Here is a 21,860-nt window from a genome sequence, read left to right as displayed (position 1 = left end):
CGGGGCCTCCTCACGCGGTCCCCCCCCCCCCCCCCCCCGCGCCCCGGGGCGCCCCCCCCCCCCCGCGCCCCCCCCCCCCCCCCCCCGCGGCGCCCGGGCCCCCCCCCCCCCCCCCCCCCGGGCCACCTCGACGACGTTGAAGCGGGAGGCCGGAACGATGCGTAGGGCCACGACCGGGCTGGTGGGGACTGTTGTGCTCGCCGCGCTGATCACGATGGTGCCGAGCGGAGCCGCGGTGGCGGACCCGGCCGCCGGCGTCACTCCGAACGCCGTGGACATCGTGGGCGTCGGGGACGGGACCAGCCAGATCCTGATGAACAAGCTCGCCGCCGCGTACAACGCCTCGCTGACCGACCCGAGCGCGCCGCACCTGTACAGCTGGGACGTGAGCCCCACCGGCACCATCACCACCAAGGCGGGGGCGACGCCGATCGCCCGGCCCGCGAACACCTATGCGGGCTTCCTCGCCCTGAACGGCAACACCCGCGCCACCGTGGACTTCGCCCGCTCCTCGCGCCCCGCACAGACCACCGACCCGAGCACCGACGACTTCGTGGCGCTGGCCAAGGACGCCGTCACCTGGGCCGCCCCGTCCACCGGCAACGCCCCGGCGAACCTGACCACGCAGAACCTGAAGGACATCTACACCTGCGCGGTCACCACCTGGAACCAGATCGACCCGACGCTGTCCACCGACACCATCAAGCCGTACCTGCCCTGGCCCCAGACAGGACTGGGGACGGACTTCCTGACCGCCATCGGTGGGGGAACGTCCGTCACGCCGGGTACGTGCGTCGCCGGTGTGCCGGTGTCGAACCAGGGCACCGATCCCGCCTTCGGAGACCCCGACGCGCTGGTTCCCTACTCGGTGGGCTACTTCATCGGTCAGGCGTACCTCGGTCAGGGCGGTGGGGCCGATGTCCAGGGGCCCTTGACGTTGCGGTCCATCGACAGCGTGGCCCCGGTCGACCTGCAGAGCAAGACGATCGCCGCCGACTTCGCCGCGACGATGTACGCGAACATCCTGTACTCCGTGGTCCGCGACGCCGATTGGACCGCTACGGACGCTCACGGGGCGGCTCTGCGCGCCGTCCTCGGGCACGGTAGCTGGATCTGCCGGAACGGCGCGGACGCCATCAAGGCGTCCGGTTTCCTGCCGGTGTCCTCGTTCGCGTGCGGTTCCGTCTGGCATTCCTGACCTCTCCCCGCACAGCACCACCCATCACCTCTCCCTCTCCCAAGGAGTTCAGCATGTCCCGAATGACCGTCCGCCTCGCCGCGACCGGTGCCGCCGTCGTCCTCGCGCTGACCGCCGCCAGTGGCGCGGCCTCCGCCGACACCACCGCGACCGTCACCCCGGCCGCCGGTCAGGCCGTGGTGACCACCGACGTGAACTTCCTGTCGGGCGCCGCGCTCAACGGCATCGTGATCATCCCGCTGCAGCCCGCCAACCCGGCCTACGCCCAGGCCACCGGCCTCACCCTGACCTTCCCGGTGAGCGGCGGTTCGGCGAACATCCCGGCGTTCGACGGCGACGTGCAGTTCGGCGGCGGCCTGCTGTTCTTCAACCTCACCACCGGCAAGAGCGTGACCTTCAAGCAGCTCGACTACTCCGCCGCCAACGGCTACTTCACGGCGGTTCCGGACGGTTCCACGGCGCGGGTGCCGGTGCTGGACGCGGCCGGCAACGACGTGTTCTCCCACAGCGGCCTCACCCAGACCCTGACCTCCGACAGCTTCGAGGTGGACGCGGTCGGCGCGAAGTACCTGGACGCCAACCTCGGCACCACCTACTTCAAGGGCGGCCAGAAGGTCGGCACGCTCGCGCTGTCCTACACCCCGGCCCACTGAGCCGGTAGTTCGTGACCGCATGCGCAGGACCCCGCGCCTCGGCGCGGGGTCCTGCGCATGCGGATCTGTCAACTCCGGTACAGAGTCGCCGCGTTGTGGTCTCGTACACCTGGCCGACCGGATCCCGCCATGTCCGGCTGGCCGAATAGTACGCACGGAATCATCCGTCCCCAGCGCGATCGACGACCTCGCGCCGCCTCCCCCCGGCGGCCGCATCTCCCGGAGGCCCGGCCATGAGAAACCGCGTACCCGATCCGAGAGGCCGAGGACGGTGGCGCCGTCGGCTATCGGCCCTGACAGTCGTCTGGTCGGTGATGGCGGCGCTCGCGGTGATCCCGATCGGGCTGGGCGCGGTGCCGCAGGCACACGCGGACTCCTCCGTGACGGTGATCGGGCCGAAGGTCTGGATCCCGGCCACCGGGAAGTACGGCAAGGAGGGCAGCGTCACCGTCTCCCAGACGACGAACCTGACCAACCAGGTCGTCCAGGTCTCCTGGAGCGGATTCACCCCGACCGTCCTGGGGAACGGCACGCCGGTCACGTCGACGACGCAGTACAAGCCCTACGTCTACTACGCCGTGCGGATCTACCAGTGCCGCGGCACCGATCCCGATGTGACGGACTGTTACGGCAGCACCCTCTACGGCGGCGACCGTGCGAAGAGCTTCGAGCAGCCGCACCGGCCCACCCACATGGAGACCCCGGACTGGCCCTCCAACATGGTGATGGCCACGACCGGACCGGATGGCACGGGCTCGGCCTCGATCGAGCTGTGGAGCAGCAAGGAGAGTTCCTCGCTCGGCTGCGACCCGACGCACCCCTGCTCCATCGTGGTCGAGCCGAACTACGGTGGCGACCCGCTGGACCTCTGGGGAGAGCTGAACGGCAAGGCCAACTGCGAGGACCACCGGCTGGACCACGACGGCGAAGGCGACGTGGCCGCGGACTCGATCATGACTCCCGGCAACGAGAACTGGAAGACCCACAACCGGAACAGCGAGCAGTGTGCCTGGAAGCACAAGACGGCCGTTCCGCTCTCCTTCGCGCCCACCCCGGACTCCTGCACGGCGGCCAACCAGGCCTTCGGCGCCGCGGGCCTGGAGATGGCCAACCGCGCCATGCAGCAGTGGCGTACGGGCCTGTGCCTGAGCAGCTCGCCGATGACCGTGGGGTACTCCGCGACCGGCGGTGAGCCGCAGGCGCGGTCGGCCTTCCTGGGCGGCAGCACGACCACGGAGGTCGCACTGACCGCCAGGCCGGACACGTCACCGCCACCGCGCCCCTACGTGTACGCCCCGCTGGCGACCACGGGCATCTCCGTCGCGTTCGTGATCGACGACGCGAAGACCGGCCGGCAGATCCGCGACATGCGGTTGAACGCCCGGATGATCGCCAAGCTGCTGACCCAGTCCTACGGGGTGCCCGGGGGCATCGTTCCTTCCGTGGCCGGCAACCCGACGTGCCTCTTCGCGGATCCCGAGTTCAAGCAGCTGAACCCGGAGACCGCGGCCAACGGGATCCACTGGCCGTCCAGCTGCGGCGGGATCATGCAGCTCTACCCCGGTGTCCCCGGCGGCACCACGGACTTCACCTACCTGCTGACCTCCTGGGTGGCCTCCGACCCGGACGCGGCCCGTTTCCTCGACGGTGAGCCGGACCCGTGGGGCATGCACGTCGACTCCTTCTACCTGAAGCCGAAGTTCACCGGTTACCCGACCGAGGCGTTCCAGCCCCAGGACTTCAGCGGCGTGAACAGTGACGGCGACGGGTCAATCGATCTCCGGCACTGGAAGCAGTACGAGTGGAGCCCGTCCCTCGACGGGCTCGGGCGAGTGGCCCGCAACCTCATGCAGAACCAGCCGACCTGCCAGAACCCGACCAAGGTGAACGGCACCCACGCGCCCTGCGCGGCGATGGCACCCGGCCAGCGCATGGTGATCGCCATCATGGACACCGCCCAGGCGAAGGCGTTCTCGGTGCCCGAGGCCACGCTGCTGAACCCGGCCGGAGCCTGGGTGGCGCCCGGCACGGCGGGCTTCCAGGCGGCCGTCGCCGACATGCCGGCCGATGCCGCGACCGGGACGCAGCAGCTCCCGTTCGGGGCCTCCGACACCGCGTTCTCGCGCGACCAGCGGGCCTACCCGCTGACCGCCGTGCAGTACGCGATGGTCCCGACCGGTGGAGTGCCCGCCGAGAAGGCGGCCTCGATCGCGCAGTTCCTCAAGACGGTGACCACGGACGGCCAGACCTACGGCATCGCGCCGGGCCAGCTCGCCCAGGGGTACTTCGCCCTGACGCCCGCACAGCGGCAGCAGGCCCAGGACGCCGTCCAGCACGTCACCGCGCAGGACGGGAAGCTGCCGGGCAACCAGACCGCACCGGGCGGCAGTGGCTCCGGTACGGACGGCGGCGCCTCGGGCTCCGGTGGCGGCAACGGCTCCGGTTCCGGCGGCACCTCCCCGGCAAGCGACAGCGGCAGCGCCGGCGGCTCCGGGGGCGGTTCCTCGGACGGCTCCGGGCTCGGTGCGGCCGGTGGTACGGCGGCTGCCGGAGGCACCGGCGCGGCTGCGGCGGGCAAGCCCGGCGCGAACGGCAAGGCGTCCGGCGGCGCACTGACCGCGGCTCCGGTCGCGGCCGGCAGCCCCGCGGCCGACCGGGCCGGAGCCGCGCGCCTGCTGCTGCCGATCGCGCTGATCGCCGGCCTGGTGCTGCTGGTCGGCGGACCGGCGGCGCTGTTCCTCGGCGGCACCCCGACCGGGGCGAAGGCGCTCGCCGGGGCCAAGGCCCAGTGGTCGCGCCTGCGGCGCAGGTAGCCACTCCGTCGCCACGCTCGGCGGGGCCGCCGTCCCGGCCCCGCCGAGCACCTGCCCAGCCACCTGGTGCCAGGCCACCCCGTTCCCGAGCATCCCGTTCCCGAGCACCCTCGTTCCCGACACGGAGAGCAGACCATGACAGCCGCCGCCGAGCCCGCGGCACCCTACGACGGGGCGCCGAAGCGACCCGCCGACCATCAGCCCGACACCGACGTCCCGCGCGTCGTCATCGTCTCCTCGACCCCCGGCGACCGGGTGTTCCGAGGAGTGCTGCGGCTCGCCGGCCTCTCGGTCTTCGCGATCATGGGGCTGATCGCCTTCTTCCTGGTCCTGCGCGGCGTCGACGCGCTGCGTGCGACCGGCTGGTCCTTCCTGACCGAACAGAAGTGGCAGACCGCCGCGCACAGGTTCGGGATCGGGGCCGTCCTGCCGGACGGCGTGCTGATCGCCGTGATCGCGCTGGTGATCGCCGTTCCGGTCGCACTCTGCACCGCGATCTTCATCTCGGAGTACGCGCCCGTGCGGCTGCGGGCCGTGCTGATCTCGCTGGTCGACCTGATGGCGGCGATCCCGAGCATCATCTACGGCCTGTGGGGGCTGTTCTTCCTCCAGCCGCACGCCGTCGGGTTCTCCCGCTGGCTCTCCAACCACCTGGGCGACACGATCCCCTTCCTCAAGGTGCGCACCGGCGACATCGGCACCTCCTACACCTCGTCGACGTTCATCGCGGGCACGGTCGTCTCACTGATGATCATCCCGATCATCACCTCGCTCAGCCGGGAGGTCTTCTCCCAGGCCCCGCAGGGCGAGCGCGAGGGCGCGTACGCGCTGGGCTCGACCCGATGGGGCATGGTCCGCGCGGTGGTGCTGCCCTTCGGCAAGGGCGGGGTGATCGGTGCGGTGATGCTCGGCTTCGGCCGGGCGATGGGCGAGACCATCGCCGTCGCGCTGATCATCTCCCCGAACTTCAAGGCCATCACGCACATCCTGGAGAACGGGGCCAACTCGATCTCCTCGCTCATCGCGCTGCGCTTCGGCGAGTCGGACAAGCTCTCGCTCTCCGCGTTGATGGCGGCCGGGCTGGTGCTGTTCGCGATGACCCTGCTGGTCAACGTGCTGGCCGGGATCGTCATCAACCGCTCGCGCTCCGGCGCCGCGACGGCGGACTGAGCATGCCGAGACGTCATCACGACTGCCGGGAAAGCCTCCACCCGAACCGCGAAGGAGCGATTCGATGACCACGCTCGACCTGCCGCCGGTCGCGGTGAACGGGCCGGCCGACGAGCCGGCCCCCGCCGGGGCCGAACCGTCGGCCCCCGAGCGCAAACTGCGGCTCGGTGGTGTCACCCGCGAGGACGTGTTCACCGTGCTGGGTGCGGTGACCGGCTCGCTCGGACTGGACTGGCTGCTGTACGAGCGGGTGCTGCCGTTCAGCGGCGTCCTCGGCTTCCTGGTCTGCTGGTACCTGCTGTTCCTGGCCGGCTACTACGCGCTCGGCCGGCTCCAGTGGCACCCGCTGACGGTGCGGGACCGCCTGGTCTCCGTGGTCGCCTGGAGTTCCGGGCTGCTGGTCGTGGCGCTGATCGTCGACCAGATCGGCTACGTCGCCAGCAAGGGCCACGTGGCGGCCCAGCACCTCAACTTCTTCACCGACTCGATGGAGCACACCGGAGCGCTGGACGGGCTCGACTCGGGCGGTGCGCTGGGTGCGGTGGTCGGCTCGCTCGAACAGCTCGGCCTGGCCACGCTGTTCGCCGTGCCGCTGGGCATCGCGGCGGCGGTCTTCATGTCCGAGGTCGGCGGCCGGATGGCCCGGCCGGTGCGCACCCTGGTCGAGGCGATGACGGCGCTGCCGTCCATCGTGGCCGGCCTGTTCGTCCTCGGTGTCGTGATCCTCACCTTCGGCTTCGACCAGAGCGGGTTCGCGGCCTCGCTCGCGCTCACCGTGATGATGATGCCGATCGTCACCCGGGCCGCCGAGGTGGTCATCCGGCTGGTGCCGGGGACGCTGCGGGAGGCCTCGTACGCGCTGGGCGCGAGCCAGTGGCGCACGGTGTGGAACGTGGTGCTGCCGACCGCCCGGCCCGGGCTGGTGACGGCCGTGGTGCTCGGCATGGCCCGCGGGGTCGGCGAGACCTCGCCGGTGCTGCTCACCTCCGGGTTCACCTCGCAGTTCAACGGCAACCCGTTCAAGGATCCGCAGGTGTCGCTGCCGCTGTACGTCTGGAACTACGTCAAGCAGCCGTACGACGGGATGATCGCGCGCGGCTTCGCGGCCGGTCTGACCCTGATGGCCGTCGTGCTGATCCTCTTCGTCACCGCGCGTGTGCTCGGCGGCAGGCGTCCCGGGCAGCTGACCCGTGCGCAGAAGCGCCGGATCGACCGGGAGACGCGACGCCGGCAGATGGCGGCCGCGGCCGGCGCCGTGGCCCGCCCGTACGCGCTCCTGCCGAAGGAGCAGAACTGATGCCCCGCCCAATCGTCTTCCGTACCAGAGGAGTTCACATGCCCAGGGGCCTCAGGCGCTCCGTGGCCCGGACGTTGGCAGGGGCGATGTCCCTGCTGCTCGCGGCGGCCTCCCCCCTGCTGGGGCAGGCCCCGGCGTTCGCCGCCTCCGTCTCGCTGAGCGCGGCCGGTTCCAGCTGGGCCGGCCCCGCCATCGACCAGTGGCGGCAGGACGTTTCCCCCCAGGGAATCCAGATCAACTTCAGTCCGGTCGGCTCGGCGGCCGGCCGGGTCCAGTGGGCCAACGGGATGAACGACTTCACCGCCTCCGACGTGCCGTTCCGCTCCGCACAGGACGCGGGTGTCGGCCAGTCGGGCCGGGCCAACGGTGACGGTTCCGCGGAGAAGCCGACGTACGGGTACTCGTACGTGCCCATCACGGCCGGCGGCACCACGTTCATGTACAACCTGGTGGTCGGCGGCAAGCAGGTCCGCGACCTGCGGCTGTCCCCGCAGACCATCGTGGACATCTTCACCAACAAGATCACCAACTGGAACGACCAGCGCATCACCGACGAGTACGGCAAGCAGCTGCCCAGCCTGCCGATCACCCCGGTGGTCCGCTCGGACGGCTCCGGCGCCACCGCCCAGTTCACCCGCTGGATGGAGCACACCCACAAGGACCAGTGGGACGCCTACTGCGCCCAGGCCAACGGCGTGCCCTGCGGTGACTACACCGAGTTCTTCCCGGCGTCCGGCCGGATGACCGCGCAGAACGGCTCGGACACGGTCGCCGGGTACATCAAGTCCTCGACCAACCAGGGCACCATCGGCTACGACGAGTACGCCTTCGCCAAGCGCAGCAACTGGCCCGTCGTGCGGGTGCTCAACGAGGCGGGCTACTACTCGCTGCCGACCGCCTCCAACGTGGCGGTGGCGCTCACCGCCGCCAAGATCCGCGGCGTCGACGACAGCACCCCGCCCACCGACCCGAACTTCCTGCAGCAGAACCTCGACGGCGTGTACACCATGAAGGACCCGCGCGCCTACCCGATCTCCAGCTACAGCTACGTGATCGTGCCGCGGGCCGGGGTGTCCGACCCGCCGCCGCCGCGCTTCAACGACGAGAAGGGTTCCGCGCTCAGTCGCTACCTCGCCTACGTGCTGTGCGAGGGCCAGGGCAAGGCGGACGACCTCGGCTACTCGCCGCTCCCGCGCAACCTGGTGAAGGGTGGGCTGCTGCAGAGCAAGTCGATCCCCGGTAACGCCAGCCCGGTCGACCCGGGCACGCTGGCCAACTGCAAGAACCCGACCTTCAACGCGGACGGCAAGCTGACCCTCCTCGAGAACGCGCCGCAGCCGAGCCCGTGCGACCAGAAGGGCCAGCCGCTGACCTGCGTCGTGGGCTCCGACGGCAAGCCGCAGACGAAGGGCGGCTCCGACAACGGCGGCGGCGTGGCCGGTGGTACCGGCGGCAAGGGCGGCGGCACCGGCGGCACGGGCGGTGCCGGCGGCACCGGGGGTGCGGCCGACCCGAACGCGCCCGCCGCAGGGGCGGCCGATCCCAACGCGCCCGCCGACGGCACGGGGGAGATCGACCCGCAGACCGGCCAGGTCGTGGCCCGGGGCCGGGGCGGCGGCGGTGCGACGGATGTCGCGGCGAACGTGGTCGAGGTGTCCGGGCGGCCCGAGGACTGGACGCTGTCCACGCTGACGGCGGTGGAGCTGCTCGCCGTCGTCCTGGTGCCGCCGCTGCTCGGGCGCCGGCTGCTGCGCAAGCGGCGCGGCGGCTCCGGCGGTGCGGCGTGACGGCCCCGGTGCTGGAGAAGCCGGTGGCCACGGCCCCGGTGGCGGCTCCGGCGCCCGTGGCGGAGGCGGCCGAGCCGGCCGTCTCCGCCGGGCGGCGGCGGTTCCTTCAGGGCGCCTGGGCGGTGAGCCTGCTGGCGGCGCTGGTGATGGGGTTCGTCGGGTTCCTGTTCACGCTCTCGCACGTCCAGGAGCGGCACTACCAGTCGACCGCCTACAAGACCTTCCAGGACCAGCTGGCCCGGGCCGTCGCGCCCACCGGCTCGGCGCCGGACGGGGACCCGGTGGCGCTGATCGACATTCCGGCGATCGGGCTGCACCAGAACGTCGTCGTCGAGGGCACCACCGGCCGCGACCTGATGCGCGGGCCCGGCCACCGGCGGGACACCGCGCTGCCCGGGCAGGCCGGGGTGGCCGTGGTGTTCGGCCGGGGCGCCACCTTCGGGGCGCCGTTCGCGGAACTGTCCAAGCTGCGGGTCGGCGACAAGATCGAGACCGTCACGGCCCAGGGCAGGGCCACCTACACCGTCAACGTGTACGGCGACGGGGACCACCCGATCGTCGACCCGGTCCGCAACCGGCTGGTGCTGGTCACCGGGGACTCCGACTGGATCCCCGGCTCCACCGTGCTGATCGGCGCCCGGCTCGACGACGACCCGCAGCAGAACCCCGGCGGCCGGCCCGCGACCGTCCCGTACGACAAGGCGCTGGCCGCCGACAAGGGCGCGCTGGCCACGCTGCAGCTGTGGTCCCTGGCCCTGCTCGGCGCGGTGTTCGGCGCGCTGCTGCTGGCGCGGTACTGGCGGCCCTCGTCCGTCGTCTACCTGACCGCCGCGCCGGTCGTCGGCGCGCTGCTCTGGGCGGTCTACGAGAACGCCGCCGCCCTGCTGCCCAACCTCTACTGACGCGCGTCCGGAGGACCGTACCGATGACCGACACCACGCAGCAGCCGCAGGACGCGGCGGCGGCCGACACCCTCACCCTCCCGGTGGCGCCCCCCGCGCCCGCCCAGGCTCCGGCCCCGGCGTCGGCGCCGACCGGCCCGCTGGCCGGGCTGGAGACCCGGGACCTCTCCGCCTGGTTCGGCTCCCACAAGGTGCTGGAGCGGGTCTCGCTGGCGATGCCCGCGGGCGAGGTCACCGCGCTGATCGGGCCCTCCGGCTGCGGAAAGTCCACCTACCTGCGCACCCTCAACCGGATGCACGAGATGGTGCGCGGCGCCGCCCTCGCCGGCGAGGTGCTGCTCGACGGCGACGACGTGTACCGGGCCGGGCGGCGCCCCGCCGAGGTGCGGCGCCGGATCGGGATGGTGTTCCAGCGGCCCAACCCGTTCCCGGCGATGTCCATCGAGGACAACGTGGCCAGCGGGCTCAAGCTGGCCGGGATCAAGGTGTCCAAGGACGAGCGGCGCCACCTGGTCGAGTCCAGCCTGCGCCGGGCCGGGCTCTGGGACGAGGTCGCCACCCGGCTGCAGACCCCCGGCGGGTCGCTCTCCGGCGGGCAGCAGCAACGCCTGTGCATCGCACGGTCGTTGGCCGTCTCGCCCGACATCCTGCTGATGGACGAGCCCTGTTCGGCGCTCGACCCGACCTCCACCCGGCGCGTGGAGGAGACGATCCAGGAGCTGCGCGGGCGGCTCACCATCGTCATCGTGACCCACAACATGCAGCAGGCGCAGCGCGTTTCGCAGACCTGCGCGTTCTTCCTCGCCACGCACGACACCCCGGGGCGGATCGTCGAGGCCGGGGCGACGGAGCAGGTCTTCGGCAGCCCGCGCGACCAGCGGACCTCGGACTACGTCAACGGGCGCTTCGGCTAGGGGAGTTGCTGGTCAGGAGAGTTCTCGGCCAGGAGAGTTCTCGGTCAGGGGAGTTCTCCGTCAGGGGAGTTCTCGGTCAGGGGAGTTGGAGCAGCCGTTCCAGGACGGCGGCGACGCCGTCCTGCTCGTTGCTCACGGTGTGCCGCTGCACCGCCGCCAGGACCTGGGGGTGCGCGTTGGCCACGGCGTAGGCGGTGCCCGCCCAGGCCAGCATCTCCAGGTCGTTCGGCATGTCGCCGAAGGCCACCACCTCGCTCCGGTCGATCCCGTGCCCGGCGCACCAGCGGGCCAGCGTGCTGGCCTTGGTGACGCCGGGCGCGCTGATCTCCAGCAGCGGGATCGGCGCGGAGCGGGTGATCTCGGCGAGGTGGCCGGCCGCCGTACGGGCCTCGGTCAGCAGGGTGTCCGGGTCGAGGTCCGGGTGCTTGGCGAGCAGCTTGAACAGGCCCTGGACAGGGCCCCCGTGGCCGAGCAGCTCCTCCGCCGGGCCGATGGGGTGGTCCGTCTGCTCGCCCCACATCGGCACCTCGTACTCGGGCTCCCGGGCGAAGCCCTCCGGGTACTCGAAGGCGAAGGCCGTCCCCGGCAGCTTGGCCCGCAGCACCTCGACCACCGCGAGGGCGGTGTCCACCGGCAGCGGGAAGGACTCCAGCAGCTCGCCGCGCCGCACGTCCACGACGGCGCCGCCGTTGGAGCAGATCGCCAGGCCGTGGCCGCCGATGTGCGCGCTCAGCTGCTGCATCCAGCGCGGCGGCCGGCCGGTCACGAACACCACCTGCACGCCGGCCGCCTCGGCCGCCGCGAGGGCGGCGGCGGTGCGGTCGCTGACGGTGCCGCCGGAGCAGAGCAGGGTGCCGTCCAGATCGGTGGCGACGAGGCGCAGGGCGGGGCGAGGTTGGGTCACCGCTCCATCTTCGCCCATCGGCGGGGGTGCGGGGCCGGGGGGTCTTCAGCTGTCTATCGGCCGGTGAAGCGTCGATTCCGGCCGATCTACGCGTGTCGGCCCGTTCGGGCGTGTCGCTGCCGCTTCCTCCGGGGAGGAGATCGACGTAGCCACCACGTCGGCAGGAAGAGCGATGCCCACTCGCCAGCTCCACGAAGAGCAGCCCCCGACCACCACCGCTACCGAGGTCTCCTGGGACACCTCCCGCGACCCGGTCCTCCTCGGCGACGTCCTCTTCCAGACGCTCGCCGACCTCGCCCGCCGCGCCCCGTCCCCACCCCTGCCCCCGCAGAGGTCCCGCCCGCACCCGTAGCGCGGGCACCGGAAAACCCCGCGCCCGCCGGCCCTGCGGACTCGTACGCTCCGGGGATGACGAGGGGGAGGGCCTGGCATGGCGGTGTTCGGGTGTGCGCGCTGTGGCGAGGTCCTGACGGCGGTGGTGTCGCGGGTAGCGCTGCCGGTGCACGTGGCGGACACCCACTGGGAGGAGCTGCACCCGCCGCTGCTGGAGTCCGGGTGCTACGCCGTCGACGCGGGCTCGGTGGTCCTCGCGCCCGGTGACGTGCGCGGCACCCGGCTGATCCTCGAACGTGCGGCCGGCTACTGCATGGGGATCGACGGACGGGACGGGCCGAACCTCGCCTGCCTGGGTTGCGGGGAACCGGTCGCCACGAGGGTGGACGACTGCGGGCACTGGCAGGTCGTGGCGCTGGAAGCCGCGGCGGTGGTGCGCCTGCCCGCCCCGCCGGAGCGGCCGGTGCTGGGGTGGGCGGAGCTGCTGGCGGGCGGTGCGTTGTGGCACCGGTTGGGCGAGTACGAGGACATCCCGGCGGGTGTGGCGCTCGCCCACGTGGTGGCGGCCTCCGGTGGCGCGCCCGTCGAGGCGGCGCCCGGGCCGGTCGCCCGGCTGCTCGGGGCGGCGCTCGGCGCGCTGCTGCCCGTCGGCGGGGAGGGTGCGAGGCGCCTGGACCTGGCCGGGCCGGGGTACGGCGAGCCGGAGGCCGACCTGCTGCTGGTGCCCGTCCATCCGCAGACCGGGGCCGCGTGGCAACCGCACACCGGCGCGGTGCCCGTACCGATGGACGCCTCCCTCTGGGCCGAACTCGCCTTCCCGCCCCACCGGACCCGCCTCCCGGCAGTCGGCGGGCTGCCGGAGGGCGTGGAGCGGGACGACCCGCTCCCGCCGCATACGTGGCGCCCGTGCCGGCCGTCCGGGGAGGCGTTCCGGTACGCGCTCGCGCGGATGCCCGCCGTGCGGGAGCCGTGGCTGCGGGCGCTCTACGACCGGGGGCGCTCCCTGTGACCCGGCCTCACTGGGCCAGGTACCCGCCGTCGACCGGCAGGACGGCCCCGGTGATGAAGGAGGCCTCGTCCGAGGCCAGGAACAGGACGGCGGCGGCGACCTCGGCCGGGTCGCCGAGGCGGCCCATCGGGTGCAGCTTCTCGATCGCCTCCAGGTACTCGGGCCCGCCGGGCTCGTCCCGCAGTCGGGCGACCCGCTCGGTGCCGATCGTGCCGGGGGCCACGGCGTTGACCCGGATGCCGCGGTCCGCCCATTCCACGGCGAGGTGCTTGGTCAGCCCGGAGGCCACGAACTTCGCGGGCCCGTACACCGCCTGGCCGCGCTGGCCGGCCTCGCCGGAGATGGAGGACAGGCAGACGATCGAGCCGCCGCGGGGCTCCTGGGCGGTCATCGCCTCGATCGCGTACTTGCAGGTGAGGAACATGCCGCGGCCGTCCACGGCCATCACCCGGTCCCAGTCCTCGGCGCTCGCCTCGGTGATCTCCATCAGCGGGATCACCCCGGCGTTGGCCACCAGCACGTCGAGCCGCCCGTGCCGCTCGACGGCCGCCGCGACCATCCGGCGGGCGTCCTCCTCCCGGGCCACGTCGCCGACCACCGTGCTGACGGCGCCGGGGAGTTGACCGGCCAGACGGTCCAGCCCCTCGGCGTCGACGTCGGTGGCGACCACCGATGCGCCCTCCCGGACGAAGCGTTCGGCGACGGCCCGGCCGATGCCGCTGGCCGCCCCGGTCACCACGCAGGAGCGCCCGGTCAGCCGTCCTGCCGCGTTCACAGTCACCATGGGCGGGACTCTACCGAGCGGATGGGCTGATGGGGGTGGGAGTTTGAGACAGGCTCAGGAGAGGCTGCGCGACCAGGCGAGGAGCATGCGCAGGGCGTCGTGGGAGGGGGAGTCGGGGGAGGCGGCGTACGTGATGAGGGCCTGGTCGGGGTCGTCGGTGGGGCGGAGGGTCTCGTAGGACAGCTCCAGGTCGCCGACCAGCGGGTGGTGGAAGCGCTTGGTGCCCGAGGTCTTGTCCTGGACCGGGTGTTCGGCCCACCAGCGGCGGAACTCCTCGCTCTTCATGGACAACTCGCCGATGAGGCCGGCCAGTTGCGGGTCCTCGGGGTGGCGGCCGGCGTCCAGGTGGAGGTAGGCGACGTTCCCCCGGGCGCAGGCGGTCCAGTCCGCGTACAGCTCGCGGGAGGTCTCGTCGAGGAAGGTGATGCGGGCGATGTTGCGGTCGGCCGGCTCCAGGGCCGCGTAGTCGCCGAACAGGGCGGAGGCCGCCGGGTTCCAGGCCAGGATGTCCATGCGCCGGCCCATGACGAGCGCCGGAGTGTCCGTGAGGGAGTCCAGCAGGTGCTGCAGCATCGGCCGTACGCGCTGCGGCCGGGTCCGGCGCGCGGGGGCGCGGTGGGCGAGGCGGTGGAGGTGGCGGGTCGCGTCCCCGTCCAGCCGCAGGGCACGGGCGAGGGCGTCGAGGACGGCGGCCGAGGGGTTGGGGACGCGGCCCTGTTCCATCCGCGTGTAGTAGTCGACGCTGACCCCGGCGAGTTGGGCGATCTCCTCGCGGCGCAGGCCCGCGACCCGGCGCTGCCCTCCGAAGTCCGGCAGTTGGACGTCGTCGAGGTGGAGGAGGGAGCGGCGGGTGCGGAGGAACTCGCCCATGGTGGTCGCTGCGCTCGCTGTGCTCATGCGGTGATTGTGGCCGGTGGCGGGGGTGGCGTGCCTGGTCCTGCGAGGGCCAGCCGGTCAGGGGGAGGGGACGGCGGTGACCAGGCCTGTGTCGAGGGCGATCTCCTGGGCGGTGATGTAGGAGGAACGCGGGGAGAGGAGGAAGGCCACCGTCTCCGCGACGTCCTCGGCCCGGCCGAGCCGCCCCAGCGGCACCGGGGCGCGGATCGCCTCGTGCGAGGCCTCGTCCGGGTTGGCGGCGTGGAACATCCCGGTGACGACGTAGCCCGGGCTGATCGAGTTGACCCGGATGCCGCGCCCGGCGAGGTCACTGCCCAGCGTGCGGGCCAGGTTGTGGACGGCGGCCTTGGTGGCCGCGTACACGGGCGCCACGGCCAGGCCCCGGTGCAGCGTCCAGGACGCGTTGAGGACGACGGAGCCGCCGCCGGCCGCGTCGAGCAGCGGCAGGGCCTTCTGGACGGTGAAGAACACCCCCTTGAGGTTCACACCGACACTCAGGTCGAAGTCCCGCTCGGTGACCTCGCCGGCGCGCCCGAACACCCTGACCCCGGCGTTGGCGAACACCCCGTCCAGGCGCCCGTGGCGCTCGCGGATCCGGGCGGTGAGGCGGTCGAGGTCGCCGAGGTCGGCGGAGTCGGCGCGGACGGTCATCAGCCGCCCGCCCCGGTCGGACACGGCGCTCAACTCCTCGGCCGTACGGTCGAGGCGGGCCTCGTCGCGCCCGGTGACGACGACGTGGGCGCCGGACTCCAGGAGGAGGCGGGCGGTGGCCAGTCCCATGCCGCTGGTGCCGCCTGTGATGAGGACGACGCTGTTGCTGCTGTTGCTGTCGGTCATGGCCCCAGCCTCGCCACCGCCCGCCGTGGCAGACAGGCCCACCTCGACCGGGGTCCACCAGGGCCACCGAACCGGGGCTGACGTGGGCGCGGAGGGAGCGAGAACGAGCCCGGCGGGTCGCCGGGCTCGCTCGCCGTTGGTGGGCCGATTTCTTACCGGCGATACACCAGCCACTGCTGGCGGCCGTTGTCGGTTGCGTGCTCCAGGGTGATTCTCTCGCCGGGGCCGTGCTGTTCCAGGACGGAGCCTGCGGCGTCCGCAGCCTCGATGCGGACGCGATCGGGCTGGTCCGGGTTCGCCGGCGTGAGCTTCCAGGTCTGATTGAAGAACGGGTCATCGCACGGGAGCACCGTCAAGAAGGTCCCTTCGGTTGAGGCGCTGAGACACGGTGCACCCACCGTGTTGGCCGCCCGGATCCGGTAGGTGTCGGGCGCCACCTCCTGGAACGCCCAGTTGCTGGGAGTGCCGAGGGTCACGTCGTTGCCGGGCCCCTTGTGGAGGAAGTCCCCGTCCCTCACCGACTCAACCAGCGCCGTGAAGTTCGTGGACTGGGCCGAGGCTGCGGGCGCGGCGGCCGTGAGGGCGCCGGTGAACAGGCCCGCCGTGGCGACGGCCAGTGCGATCTTGCCGATCTTCGGCATGTCGTTCTCTCTCTTCGCTCGATCGGTCGCAGGTGATTCCTGAGACGTCCACGAACAGCCTGGACGCCGCTCGGGTCGTGGAACCGGACGAGGTCGAGCGTCTTGCCCTACGCGAGTGAAAGGGGACACCGGGCGTATCTCCCCGGAGGCCAGCCGAACAGGCGATGCCGCAGGCGGTCCACCTGCGGCGACTCGCATCGGGCCTGGAATGTTGACGCACGGTGTCCAGCCGGGTGGCGGCCACTCCGCTGGGGCAGCCGCATCGATGTGGGTACCCCGGGACAGTGCGCAGGAGGTCGGCCCGGCCGACTTCCTGCGCGTCGGTCAGGGTGTGGCGCTGAGGGTGTGGGTGGGGTGGTCGAGCCAGGGGTGCTGGCCGGTTTCCGTGACGGTGAGGCCGAAGCGTTCGGGGCTGGGGCTGCCCTGGTCCTGCCACCAGTCGTGGGCGGCTTCGATCTCGTCCCAGAGGTGGCGGAGGCCGTGGTCGTGGACGGTGAAGCGGTCGTGGTCGCGGTCGATCGCCGCCCAGGAGCGGGTGTCGGTGGTGGCGGCCCAGAGGCGGCCGGTCTCCGGGTCCCAGGCGGTCCACACGTCGGGGAGGAGGAGGCCCAGGGCGAAGCGGGCCTCCCAGCTGTTGCCGGTGACCTTGTGAGGGGAGAAGGTGCTCGCGTACTCGTCGGGGCGGTGGTCGTCGCGGACGACGTCCCGGAAGATGCGCAGGTCGCGGCGCCGGTTGCGCATGAGCATGAACGCGGAGTGGGGGCTGAACCGTCCTTCGGCGTGGTCGTCTTGGACGGTCAGCTTCAGCAGGCCCCAGCAGACCATCGGGCTGTCCCAGGGCGTGAGGACGACGCCGCCGGGCCCGGTCTGCTCGATCCAGGCCCGGGGGACGCGGCGGACGGAACAGGTCGAGACGATCCGGTCGTACGGAGCCAGGCGCGGCCATCCCAACGCCACCTCCCCGCAGAGGAGTTCGACGTTCACCCCGGCCGCGTTCAGGTTCGCCCACGCCTGCCAGGCGATGGCGGAGTCCACTTCGACGGACGCCACCCGGCCCGGCCCGAGCCGGTGGGCGAGGAGGGCGGCGTTCCAGCCCGTCCCGGTGCCGATCTCCAGCACCTTCATGCCGGGCCGGAGGTCGAGGTCGCGCAGCATGCGGACGACGACCGAGGGCGCGGAGGCGGAGGAGGACGGCCAGAGGTCCTCGTCGACCCGGGTGACGATCGGGATGTCGGAGTACACCTCCTCGAACCACCGCTCGTGGTCGGTCGGGAGGTCGCACGGCTCGTAGCCACCGAGCCCGTCGTCCAACCAGATCAGCTCGGGCAGGAAGTGGTGGCGGGGTACGGCGTTGGTGCCTCCGCCCACTCACGGGGAACCGGGCCGTCGAGCGCCGCCTCGACGGCCCGGAGGAGGTGGTTCGTCATGCGGGCCTGCCGGTCAGACCCGCGTGGATCACCGCGGCCGCCGCCGTCACGTCGGTCTCGTCGAGGTGGGCGACGAGGGCCCGGCGGACGTCGCGGAGGGTGCGGGGCAGGGCTTCCTCGCCCAGGTCGGCCGGGGCGATGCCGGCCCGGAACTCCGTCTTGGGGAGGGCGGTGGCGACCAGGGCCTCGGCGAGGTCCAGGACGGTGCGCTCCCGCAGGGCGAAGGTCAGGTGGAAGCTGGTCGTCGTGCCCCCGGTGTTGTGCGGGCTGTGCACCCACCCCCTGGGGAGGACGAGCGTGTCACCGGGGCCGAGGTCGTACTCCGCGTACGGTTCGGTGGTGTCCCAGCGGTCCTGCATCTCCCGCGTCCACATGACCGGGGAGACCAGGTAGTCGTCGAGCGGGAGCTCGACCTCGGGGCGCCGGACCGGCCAGACCTTGCGGCCGTGCAACTGCGTGACCACGGCCGTGAACTGGTCCCAGTGGTGCCCGAGACCCCGGCCGCCGGGCGGGGTCACGATTCCGGAGGCGTGCAGCGTGTACCCGGTCTCCTCCCGGATCGCGCGGCACAGTTCGGCGAGGTGCGGGACGGTGCGCTGCAGCTCGCGCAGGTTGACGGTGTAGCCCTCGTCGAGGAGTTCCCGCAGCTTGCCGGGCCTCATCCGCCCGTCCCTGGAGAAGCGGCCCGGGTGCGCCGCGCGCCCGTCCCGGACGGCTGCGGTGGAGGCGGGGTCCAGGAGGCCGTGGTCGATGTGGCGGTCGATGAGCTGGAGGGTGATCTCCCGGTCCAGCGCGGAGCCGCTGCGCCGGTGGAGCACGGGCTCGGTGGGGCAGGCGCGGAGGAGGGACTCCGTTGCGGGGCCGAGCAGTTGGGAAAGGGACATGGTCGGCATCGGGCTTCTCATCCGAGGGGGCAGGGGATGGTCGGGTGGAGGGGGAGGTTCGGGCAGCAGATGACGGCGTAGTTGATCAGCTGGGTGCCGGGGAGGTAGTAGCACCAGACGACGTCGGTGCCGTGGTCGAGCGCGGGCCGGGCGTAGGTGGCCCGCGCCGTCAGGCCGCAGTCGGCGGCTCGTCCGTCGGTGCGGTGGGCCGGCGGGTGTTTCCGGTAGATCCCGGTGAGCCAGGAGACCGCCGAGTCCGCGTCCTTCCACGTGCGTTGATCGAGGTCGGAGGGGCGGCGGAGGAGGTGGTGGCCGGTGAACATGGGCGGGATCGTGCGGTGCTCGAATGTGATGTGGGCGGACCAGGTCGACGCAGGTCTCGTTCTCGCTGCTGAGGTTGCCGCCGCACTGCCGCTCGAACCGGGCGCCCTGGACGGGCAGTTCGTAGAGGTTGAGGGTCACGGTTCCTCCGTGGTGTTCGGGAGTTCCGGAGGCCGGGCGGCATCCGGGGGTTCAGCGGGAGTGGTGGAGGAGGACGAGGGCGGCGGCGACCAGGTGGAAAGCGGCGGCTGCGGAGACCCCGTAGGCGGTCCAGAGGTGGACGGGGTCGGGGGCGTGCTCGTTGTCCTCCGGCGGGAGGGGCTTCACTCGGTGGGGGCCGTGAGGTCGGCATGGACGATCTTCCCGAGCGGGAGCGGCGTGATGCCCCACCGCCCACGCGTGAGCCGGTGCACCATCGCGAGGCCCCGCCCGGAGGTCGCGTCGTGCCCGGCCCGGATCATCACGGGCATCACGCGGGACCCGTCACCGACGAGGATGCGGACGCGGTCGGGGGAGGGGCGCCGGACGGCGACGACCATGCGGGTCTGGCAGCCGGTCTTGACGGCGTTGGTGACCAGTTCGCTGACGACGAGGGTGGCGTCGTCGATCAGGACATCCAGCCCCCACTCCCGCAGCTTCGCGCGGACGAGCTTTCGGGCCGCCGCCACCGATGCGGGTTGGTAGGGCAGGCAGACGGTCGCCGGCTCGGCGCGCTGGTGGACCTTGACGCCCAAGTCGAGTCGCAGCGTGCCTCTCGTGGCGTTCGAGAGGAGGGTCATCGGCGCTTCTCCTTGGCGTAGTCGTTGCGCTACGGAGAGCATCGCCGCGAGGAAGAACTTGGACCATCACTCTGCGGTGATAGTCCAAGCTCAAAGAGTGATGATCAGATGCCGACCCAATGGGCCATGCTCGTCAGGGTCTCCGGTGTCGACCGGTGGGCGGAGACGAGACCGGAGACGGTCTCACGCACCATTGGGTGGTAGCGCATCTGCTGCGGCGCCAACTCCCGTGCACGCTGAAGTGACTTGAGAGATGCCTCGGGGCGTCCGAGCCACAGCTGCGCGCGCGCGACCTCTGCGATGTGCGTGGCTGCTCGGGATGCTGGCCATTCTTCCGGAACCTCGATTTGTTCGGCAGCGCGAACAGCTTCTGCGTACCGGTATTGCTCGGCCAGCACCGCGACTTGGTGTACTGCGACGTTCGTCGGTCCGAACGCGAGCCAGTACACCTTCGTGGCCTCGCCCGTTGTCTCGGCGATCCGGGCGGCTTCCGAGATGTGCTCGAATGCCGCGCCCCCGTCGCCAGACCTCGCTGAGAGCATCGCCGCGCCAAGGTGGAGCTGTCCGACTGCGACCTCGCGGAGCCGGCCCGCATCTGCTTCGCCGAGGGCCTTCATCCCGACACCGACGAGTCGCTTCCCCAGGTCGAACTGGCCCGAGCGCAGGTAGACGAGCGCCCGGAGGTACTGGCGGACACCGGCGAGAATTGGATCGGATGCTCGCTCGGCGGCCCACGCCATTCGATCCAGGGCCACGACGCAAAGGTCTGTGTAGCCGAGCTTCGAGGTGATGTCGTAGGCGGTACGGAACGTGCTGGCCAGCACCTGCCACGCCTTCGTTGACGGGGAACCGTGCGAGGCCGTCGTGGCCTCGGCGATCAGGCCGGGCAGAATCCGTGCGGCATCCTTGATGCGGGTCTCTCTGATCAACGCACACAACTGTTCTGCAGATGAGTGCAGTTCATCGAGTGGGCGTGGTGCGATCTCGGTATCGACGCCCAGGTCGTACAGGTCGAGGGCTTCGCGAATCGGCTGGATCAGGACGTCGAGCTCGTCTTGTTGGAGCTCGGCTACGTACGGCTGACCGGTGAGATCGACGGTCTGTACGAACAGGACGCGTGCGACGGCCGCGATCACGGATGGTGTGGCAGGCTTCACGCCCTGCTCGACCTTGGTGAGCATGCTGTAGGAGATGTGGGCACGGGTGGCGAGTTCGCGTTGGGTCAGGCGGCGCAGCTTGCGGTACTGGGCGATGCGCTCGCCGGTGTGCTCGGCAGTGTGCCTAGGCATACTGGACTCCGTTCGTAGCGACCGGTGCGGACGGTACTCGTCGAGGGGGCCGGACGTGATATCGCGTGCGAATGCTTGAGGCGATCTCAGTCTGGCGGTAACATCCCGCGGCCTCAGCAGGGTTCGGCGTGATTCGGAAGATTTGGGGGCCCAGGTTGAGTGAGCACCGCGAGCCGTTCCTCTACGTCGTCGTCTGCGCCGCAGGCATCGCGGACGGGGTGAGCGAACTGATCTCCGAAGCCCATGCGGAGGGCTGGCAGGTAGGTGTGATCGCCACGCCCAACGCGCTCGCGCTCATGGACCAGGACGCCATCGAGGCCCAGACCGGTTACCCGATTCGATCCGGCTGGCGCGCTCCAGGAGCCCCGAAGCCCCTGCCGCCGGCCGATGCCATCGCGGTCGCTCCCGCCACGTTCAATACCGTCAACAAGTGGGCTGCTGGCATCGCCGATACGCTCGCGCTGGGCATTCTGTGTGAGGCGTACGGTCTTGGCATTCCGATGGCCGTGCAGCCTTATGTGAACTCCGCACTGGCCGCACACCCGGCCTACGTCGAGAGCCTGGCCAGGCTTCGCTCGATGGGCGTGCTGATCAGCGAATGCGTACCGCACAAACCCAACTCGATTGTTGGCCGGGAGACTTATAAATGGACTGACGTCCTCGCCCTGCTCCGGCCCATGAAGCAATCGATGTGAGACGGTCATCCGTCAGCAGGCCCCATTGCCCGGGCTGGGCAATGGGGCCTGCTGAACGGGTTTGTCTGCGTGCGCAGGAAGTCGGCCGGGCCGACTTCCTGCGCGGGGTGTTGAGGGCTTCGAGTCGGTGGTTCGGCCTGGTCCTCGATGCGACGAGGACCAGGGCCCCGGATGGCCGGGCTTTCTCTCGGTGTGGGGCAGCGGAGTTGTGGTTCCTGGCCGCGGCGCCGAGTCGGCGGCGCGGCCCGGTCAGGGGAGCGAGGCTCGTCGAGGGGGTTTGTGGGGCCGGACTGGGGGGGGGCCCCGGACCCGGCCCCCCGGGGGTG

The 21,860-nt window shown here is 71.7% G+C and carries 22 protein-coding genes; 11 read left to right on the top strand and 11 right to left on the bottom strand.

The features are described 5' to 3' along the window. Positions 1-157: 157 nt before the first annotated feature. The 8 genes from ACIRRS_RS16880 (at position 158) to ACIRRS_RS16845 (ending at position 10,734) form a co-directional block, all read left to right on the top strand. A complete protein-coding gene (locus tag ACIRRS_RS16880) occupies positions 158-1,198 on the top strand; it encodes a substrate-binding domain-containing protein (RefSeq protein WP_402971050.1) in 1,041 nt (346 codons plus the stop codon). A 53-nt stretch (positions 1,199-1,251) separates the two neighbouring features. After that, a complete protein-coding gene (locus ACIRRS_RS16875) occupies positions 1,252-1,851 on the top strand; it encodes a hypothetical protein (protein WP_402971047.1) in 600 nt (199 codons plus the stop codon). A gap of 314 nt (positions 1,852-2,165) precedes the next feature. Next, positions 2,166-4,664, top strand: a complete 2,499-nt coding sequence (locus ACIRRS_RS16870; RefSeq protein ID WP_402971044.1) for a hypothetical protein — start codon at positions 2,166-2,168, stop codon at positions 4,662-4,664. Between the two features lie 135 nt (positions 4,665-4,799). Next, positions 4,800-5,834 (top strand): phosphate ABC transporter permease subunit PstC, encoded by a 1,035-nt coding sequence (gene pstC / locus ACIRRS_RS16865; RefSeq protein ID WP_402971041.1) that lies wholly within the window; start codon positions 4,800-4,802, stop codon positions 5,832-5,834. A 64-nt stretch (positions 5,835-5,898) separates the two neighbouring features. Continuing rightward, a complete protein-coding gene (gene pstA / locus ACIRRS_RS16860) occupies positions 5,899-7,131 on the top strand; it encodes a phosphate ABC transporter permease PstA (RefSeq protein WP_402971038.1) in 1,233 nt (410 codons plus the stop codon). 38 nt (positions 7,132-7,169) lie between these two features. Next, a complete protein-coding gene (locus ACIRRS_RS16855; protein WP_402971035.1) occupies positions 7,170-8,918 on the top strand; it encodes a substrate-binding domain-containing protein in 1,749 nt (582 codons plus the stop codon). After that, on the top strand, positions 8,915-9,820 hold the full coding sequence (locus ACIRRS_RS16850; RefSeq protein WP_402971032.1) for a sortase: 906 nt from the start codon (positions 8,915-8,917) through the stop codon (positions 9,818-9,820). The genes ACIRRS_RS16855 and ACIRRS_RS16850 overlap by 4 nt, the downstream gene beginning before the upstream one ends. 23 nt (positions 9,821-9,843) lie before the next feature. Next, the gene (locus ACIRRS_RS16845) at positions 9,844-10,734 is read left to right on the top strand and encodes a phosphate ABC transporter ATP-binding protein (protein ID WP_402971029.1); all 891 of its coding nucleotides are present in this window, start codon (positions 9,844-9,846) and stop codon (positions 10,732-10,734) included. Positions 10,735-10,810: 76 nt separating this feature from the next. On the opposite strand, the gene ACIRRS_RS16840 is transcribed toward ACIRRS_RS16845, so the two are convergent. Continuing rightward, positions 10,811-11,638 (bottom strand): HAD family hydrolase, encoded by an 828-nt coding sequence (locus tag ACIRRS_RS16840; protein WP_402971026.1) that lies wholly within the window; start codon positions 11,636-11,638, stop codon positions 10,811-10,813. A 172-nt stretch (positions 11,639-11,810) separates the two neighbouring features. Here ACIRRS_RS16840 and ACIRRS_RS16835 point away from each other — a divergent pair, with 172 nt between their 5' ends. Beyond that, on the top strand, positions 11,811-11,990 hold the full coding sequence (locus ACIRRS_RS16835; protein ID WP_402971023.1) for a hypothetical protein: 180 nt from the start codon (positions 11,811-11,813) through the stop codon (positions 11,988-11,990). 78 nt (positions 11,991-12,068) lie between these two features. After that, a complete protein-coding gene (locus ACIRRS_RS16830; protein WP_402971020.1) occupies positions 12,069-12,980 on the top strand; it encodes a hypothetical protein in 912 nt (303 codons plus the stop codon). Between the two features lie 7 nt (positions 12,981-12,987). Here ACIRRS_RS16830 and ACIRRS_RS16825 read toward each other — a convergent pair whose 3' ends face one another. The 10 genes from ACIRRS_RS16825 to ACIRRS_RS16780 all read right to left on the bottom strand — a co-directional run bounded on the left by ACIRRS_RS16825 (position 12,988) and on the right by ACIRRS_RS16780 (position 20,839). Continuing rightward, positions 12,988-13,764: an SDR family NAD(P)-dependent oxidoreductase gene (locus tag ACIRRS_RS16825; RefSeq protein ID WP_402971017.1), complete on the bottom strand. Its 777-nt coding sequence runs from the start codon at positions 13,762-13,764 to the stop codon at positions 12,988-12,990. A gap of 54 nt (positions 13,765-13,818) precedes the next feature. Then, positions 13,819-14,661 carry a helix-turn-helix transcriptional regulator gene (locus ACIRRS_RS16820; RefSeq protein ID WP_402971014.1) on the bottom strand — a complete coding sequence of 281 codons (843 nt, stop codon included), beginning with the start codon at positions 14,659-14,661 and terminating at the stop codon, positions 13,819-13,821. A 57-nt stretch (positions 14,662-14,718) separates the two neighbouring features. Continuing rightward, complete coding sequence (locus ACIRRS_RS16815) at positions 14,719-15,498, bottom strand: SDR family NAD(P)-dependent oxidoreductase (RefSeq protein WP_402971011.1); 780 nt, start codon at positions 15,496-15,498, stop codon at positions 14,719-14,721. A 152-nt stretch (positions 15,499-15,650) separates the two neighbouring features. After that, the gene (locus ACIRRS_RS16810; RefSeq protein ID WP_402971008.1) at positions 15,651-16,139 is read right to left on the bottom strand and encodes an RICIN domain-containing protein; all 489 of its coding nucleotides are present in this window, start codon (positions 16,137-16,139) and stop codon (positions 15,651-15,653) included. A 324-nt stretch (positions 16,140-16,463) separates the two neighbouring features. After that, complete coding sequence (locus ACIRRS_RS16805; RefSeq protein WP_402971005.1) at positions 16,464-17,507, bottom strand: methyltransferase domain-containing protein; 1,044 nt, start codon at positions 17,505-17,507, stop codon at positions 16,464-16,466. Between the two features lie 55 nt (positions 17,508-17,562). Further along, the gene (locus tag ACIRRS_RS16800) at positions 17,563-18,459 is read right to left on the bottom strand and encodes a JmjC domain-containing protein (RefSeq protein WP_402971002.1); all 897 of its coding nucleotides are present in this window, start codon (positions 18,457-18,459) and stop codon (positions 17,563-17,565) included. A gap of 8 nt (positions 18,460-18,467) precedes the next feature. Beyond that, entirely contained in the window at positions 18,468-18,773 is a 306-nt protein-coding gene (locus ACIRRS_RS16795; protein ID WP_402970999.1) for a hypothetical protein, read from the bottom strand. A gap of 190 nt (positions 18,774-18,963) precedes the next feature. Continuing rightward, positions 18,964-19,098, bottom strand: a complete 135-nt coding sequence (locus tag ACIRRS_RS16790) for a hypothetical protein (RefSeq protein WP_402970997.1) — start codon at positions 19,096-19,098, stop codon at positions 18,964-18,966. Then, positions 19,095-19,550 (bottom strand): ATP-binding protein, encoded by a 456-nt coding sequence (locus ACIRRS_RS16785; protein ID WP_402970994.1) that lies wholly within the window; start codon positions 19,548-19,550, stop codon positions 19,095-19,097. Before ACIRRS_RS16785 ends, ACIRRS_RS16790 begins: the two co-directional genes overlap by 4 nt. Positions 19,551-19,654: 104 nt before the next feature. Beyond that, positions 19,655-20,839 (bottom strand): helix-turn-helix domain-containing protein, encoded by a 1,185-nt coding sequence (locus tag ACIRRS_RS16780; protein ID WP_402970991.1) that lies wholly within the window; start codon positions 20,837-20,839, stop codon positions 19,655-19,657. 155 nt (positions 20,840-20,994) lie between these two features. On the opposite strand from ACIRRS_RS16780, the gene ACIRRS_RS16775 reads away from it, so the two are divergent. Further along, positions 20,995-21,534 (top strand): flavoprotein, encoded by a 540-nt coding sequence (locus ACIRRS_RS16775; RefSeq protein ID WP_402970988.1) that lies wholly within the window; start codon positions 20,995-20,997, stop codon positions 21,532-21,534. The last annotated feature ends 326 nt before the right edge of the window (positions 21,535-21,860 follow it).

Source organism: Kitasatospora sp. NPDC101183 (assembly GCF_044767945.1).
Classification (GTDB): Bacteria; Actinomycetota; Actinomycetes; order Streptomycetales; family Streptomycetaceae; genus Kitasatospora.
The sequence above is the reverse complement of the archived record's forward strand: the minus strand, read 5'-3'. Positions and strand labels throughout refer to the sequence as shown.

Bases quoted from the DNA above. Each gene is read 5' to 3' on its own strand.
- ACIRRS_RS16875 (WP_402971047.1), top strand. From the start codon at position 1,252: ATGTCCCGAATGACCGTCCGCCTCGCCGCGACCGGTGCCGCCGTCGTC.
- ACIRRS_RS16810 (WP_402971008.1), bottom strand. From the start codon at position 16,139: ATGCCGAAGATCGGCAAGATCGCACTGGCCGTCGCCACGGCGGGCCTG.
- ACIRRS_RS16855 (WP_402971035.1), top strand. From the start codon at position 7,170: ATGCCCAGGGGCCTCAGGCGCTCCGTGGCCCGGACGTTGGCAGGGGCG.
- ACIRRS_RS16845 (WP_402971029.1), top strand. From the start codon at position 9,844: ATGACCGACACCACGCAGCAGCCGCAGGACGCGGCGGCGGCCGACACC.
- pstA (WP_402971038.1), top strand. From the start codon at position 5,899: ATGACCACGCTCGACCTGCCGCCGGTCGCGGTGAACGGGCCGGCCGAC.
- ACIRRS_RS16820 (WP_402971014.1), bottom strand. From the start codon at position 14,661: ATGAGCACAGCGAGCGCAGCGACCACCATGGGCGAGTTCCTCCGCACC.
- ACIRRS_RS16870 (WP_402971044.1), top strand. From the start codon at position 2,166: ATGGCGGCGCTCGCGGTGATCCCGATCGGGCTGGGCGCGGTGCCGCAG.
- ACIRRS_RS16785 (WP_402970994.1), bottom strand. From the start codon at position 19,550: ATGACCCTCCTCTCGAACGCCACGAGAGGCACGCTGCGACTCGACTTG.
- ACIRRS_RS16830 (WP_402971020.1), top strand. From the start codon at position 12,069: ATGGCGGTGTTCGGGTGTGCGCGCTGTGGCGAGGTCCTGACGGCGGTG.
- ACIRRS_RS16780 (WP_402970991.1), bottom strand. From the start codon at position 20,839: ATGCCTAGGCACACTGCCGAGCACACCGGCGAGCGCATCGCCCAGTAC.
- ACIRRS_RS16800 (WP_402971002.1), bottom strand. From the start codon at position 18,459: ATGCCGACCATGTCCCTTTCCCAACTGCTCGGCCCCGCAACGGAGTCC.
- ACIRRS_RS16880 (WP_402971050.1), top strand. From the start codon at position 158: ATGCGTAGGGCCACGACCGGGCTGGTGGGGACTGTTGTGCTCGCCGCG.
- ACIRRS_RS16825 (WP_402971017.1), bottom strand. From the start codon at position 13,764: ATGGTGACTGTGAACGCGGCAGGACGGCTGACCGGGCGCTCCTGCGTG.
- ACIRRS_RS16815 (WP_402971011.1), bottom strand. From the start codon at position 15,498: ATGACCGACAGCAACAGCAGCAACAGCGTCGTCCTCATCACAGGCGGC.
- pstC (WP_402971041.1), top strand. From the start codon at position 4,800: ATGACAGCCGCCGCCGAGCCCGCGGCACCCTACGACGGGGCGCCGAAG.
- ACIRRS_RS16835 (WP_402971023.1), top strand. From the start codon at position 11,811: ATGCCCACTCGCCAGCTCCACGAAGAGCAGCCCCCGACCACCACCGCT.
- ACIRRS_RS16795 (WP_402970999.1), bottom strand. From the start codon at position 18,773: ATGTTCACCGGCCACCACCTCCTCCGCCGCCCCTCCGACCTCGATCAA.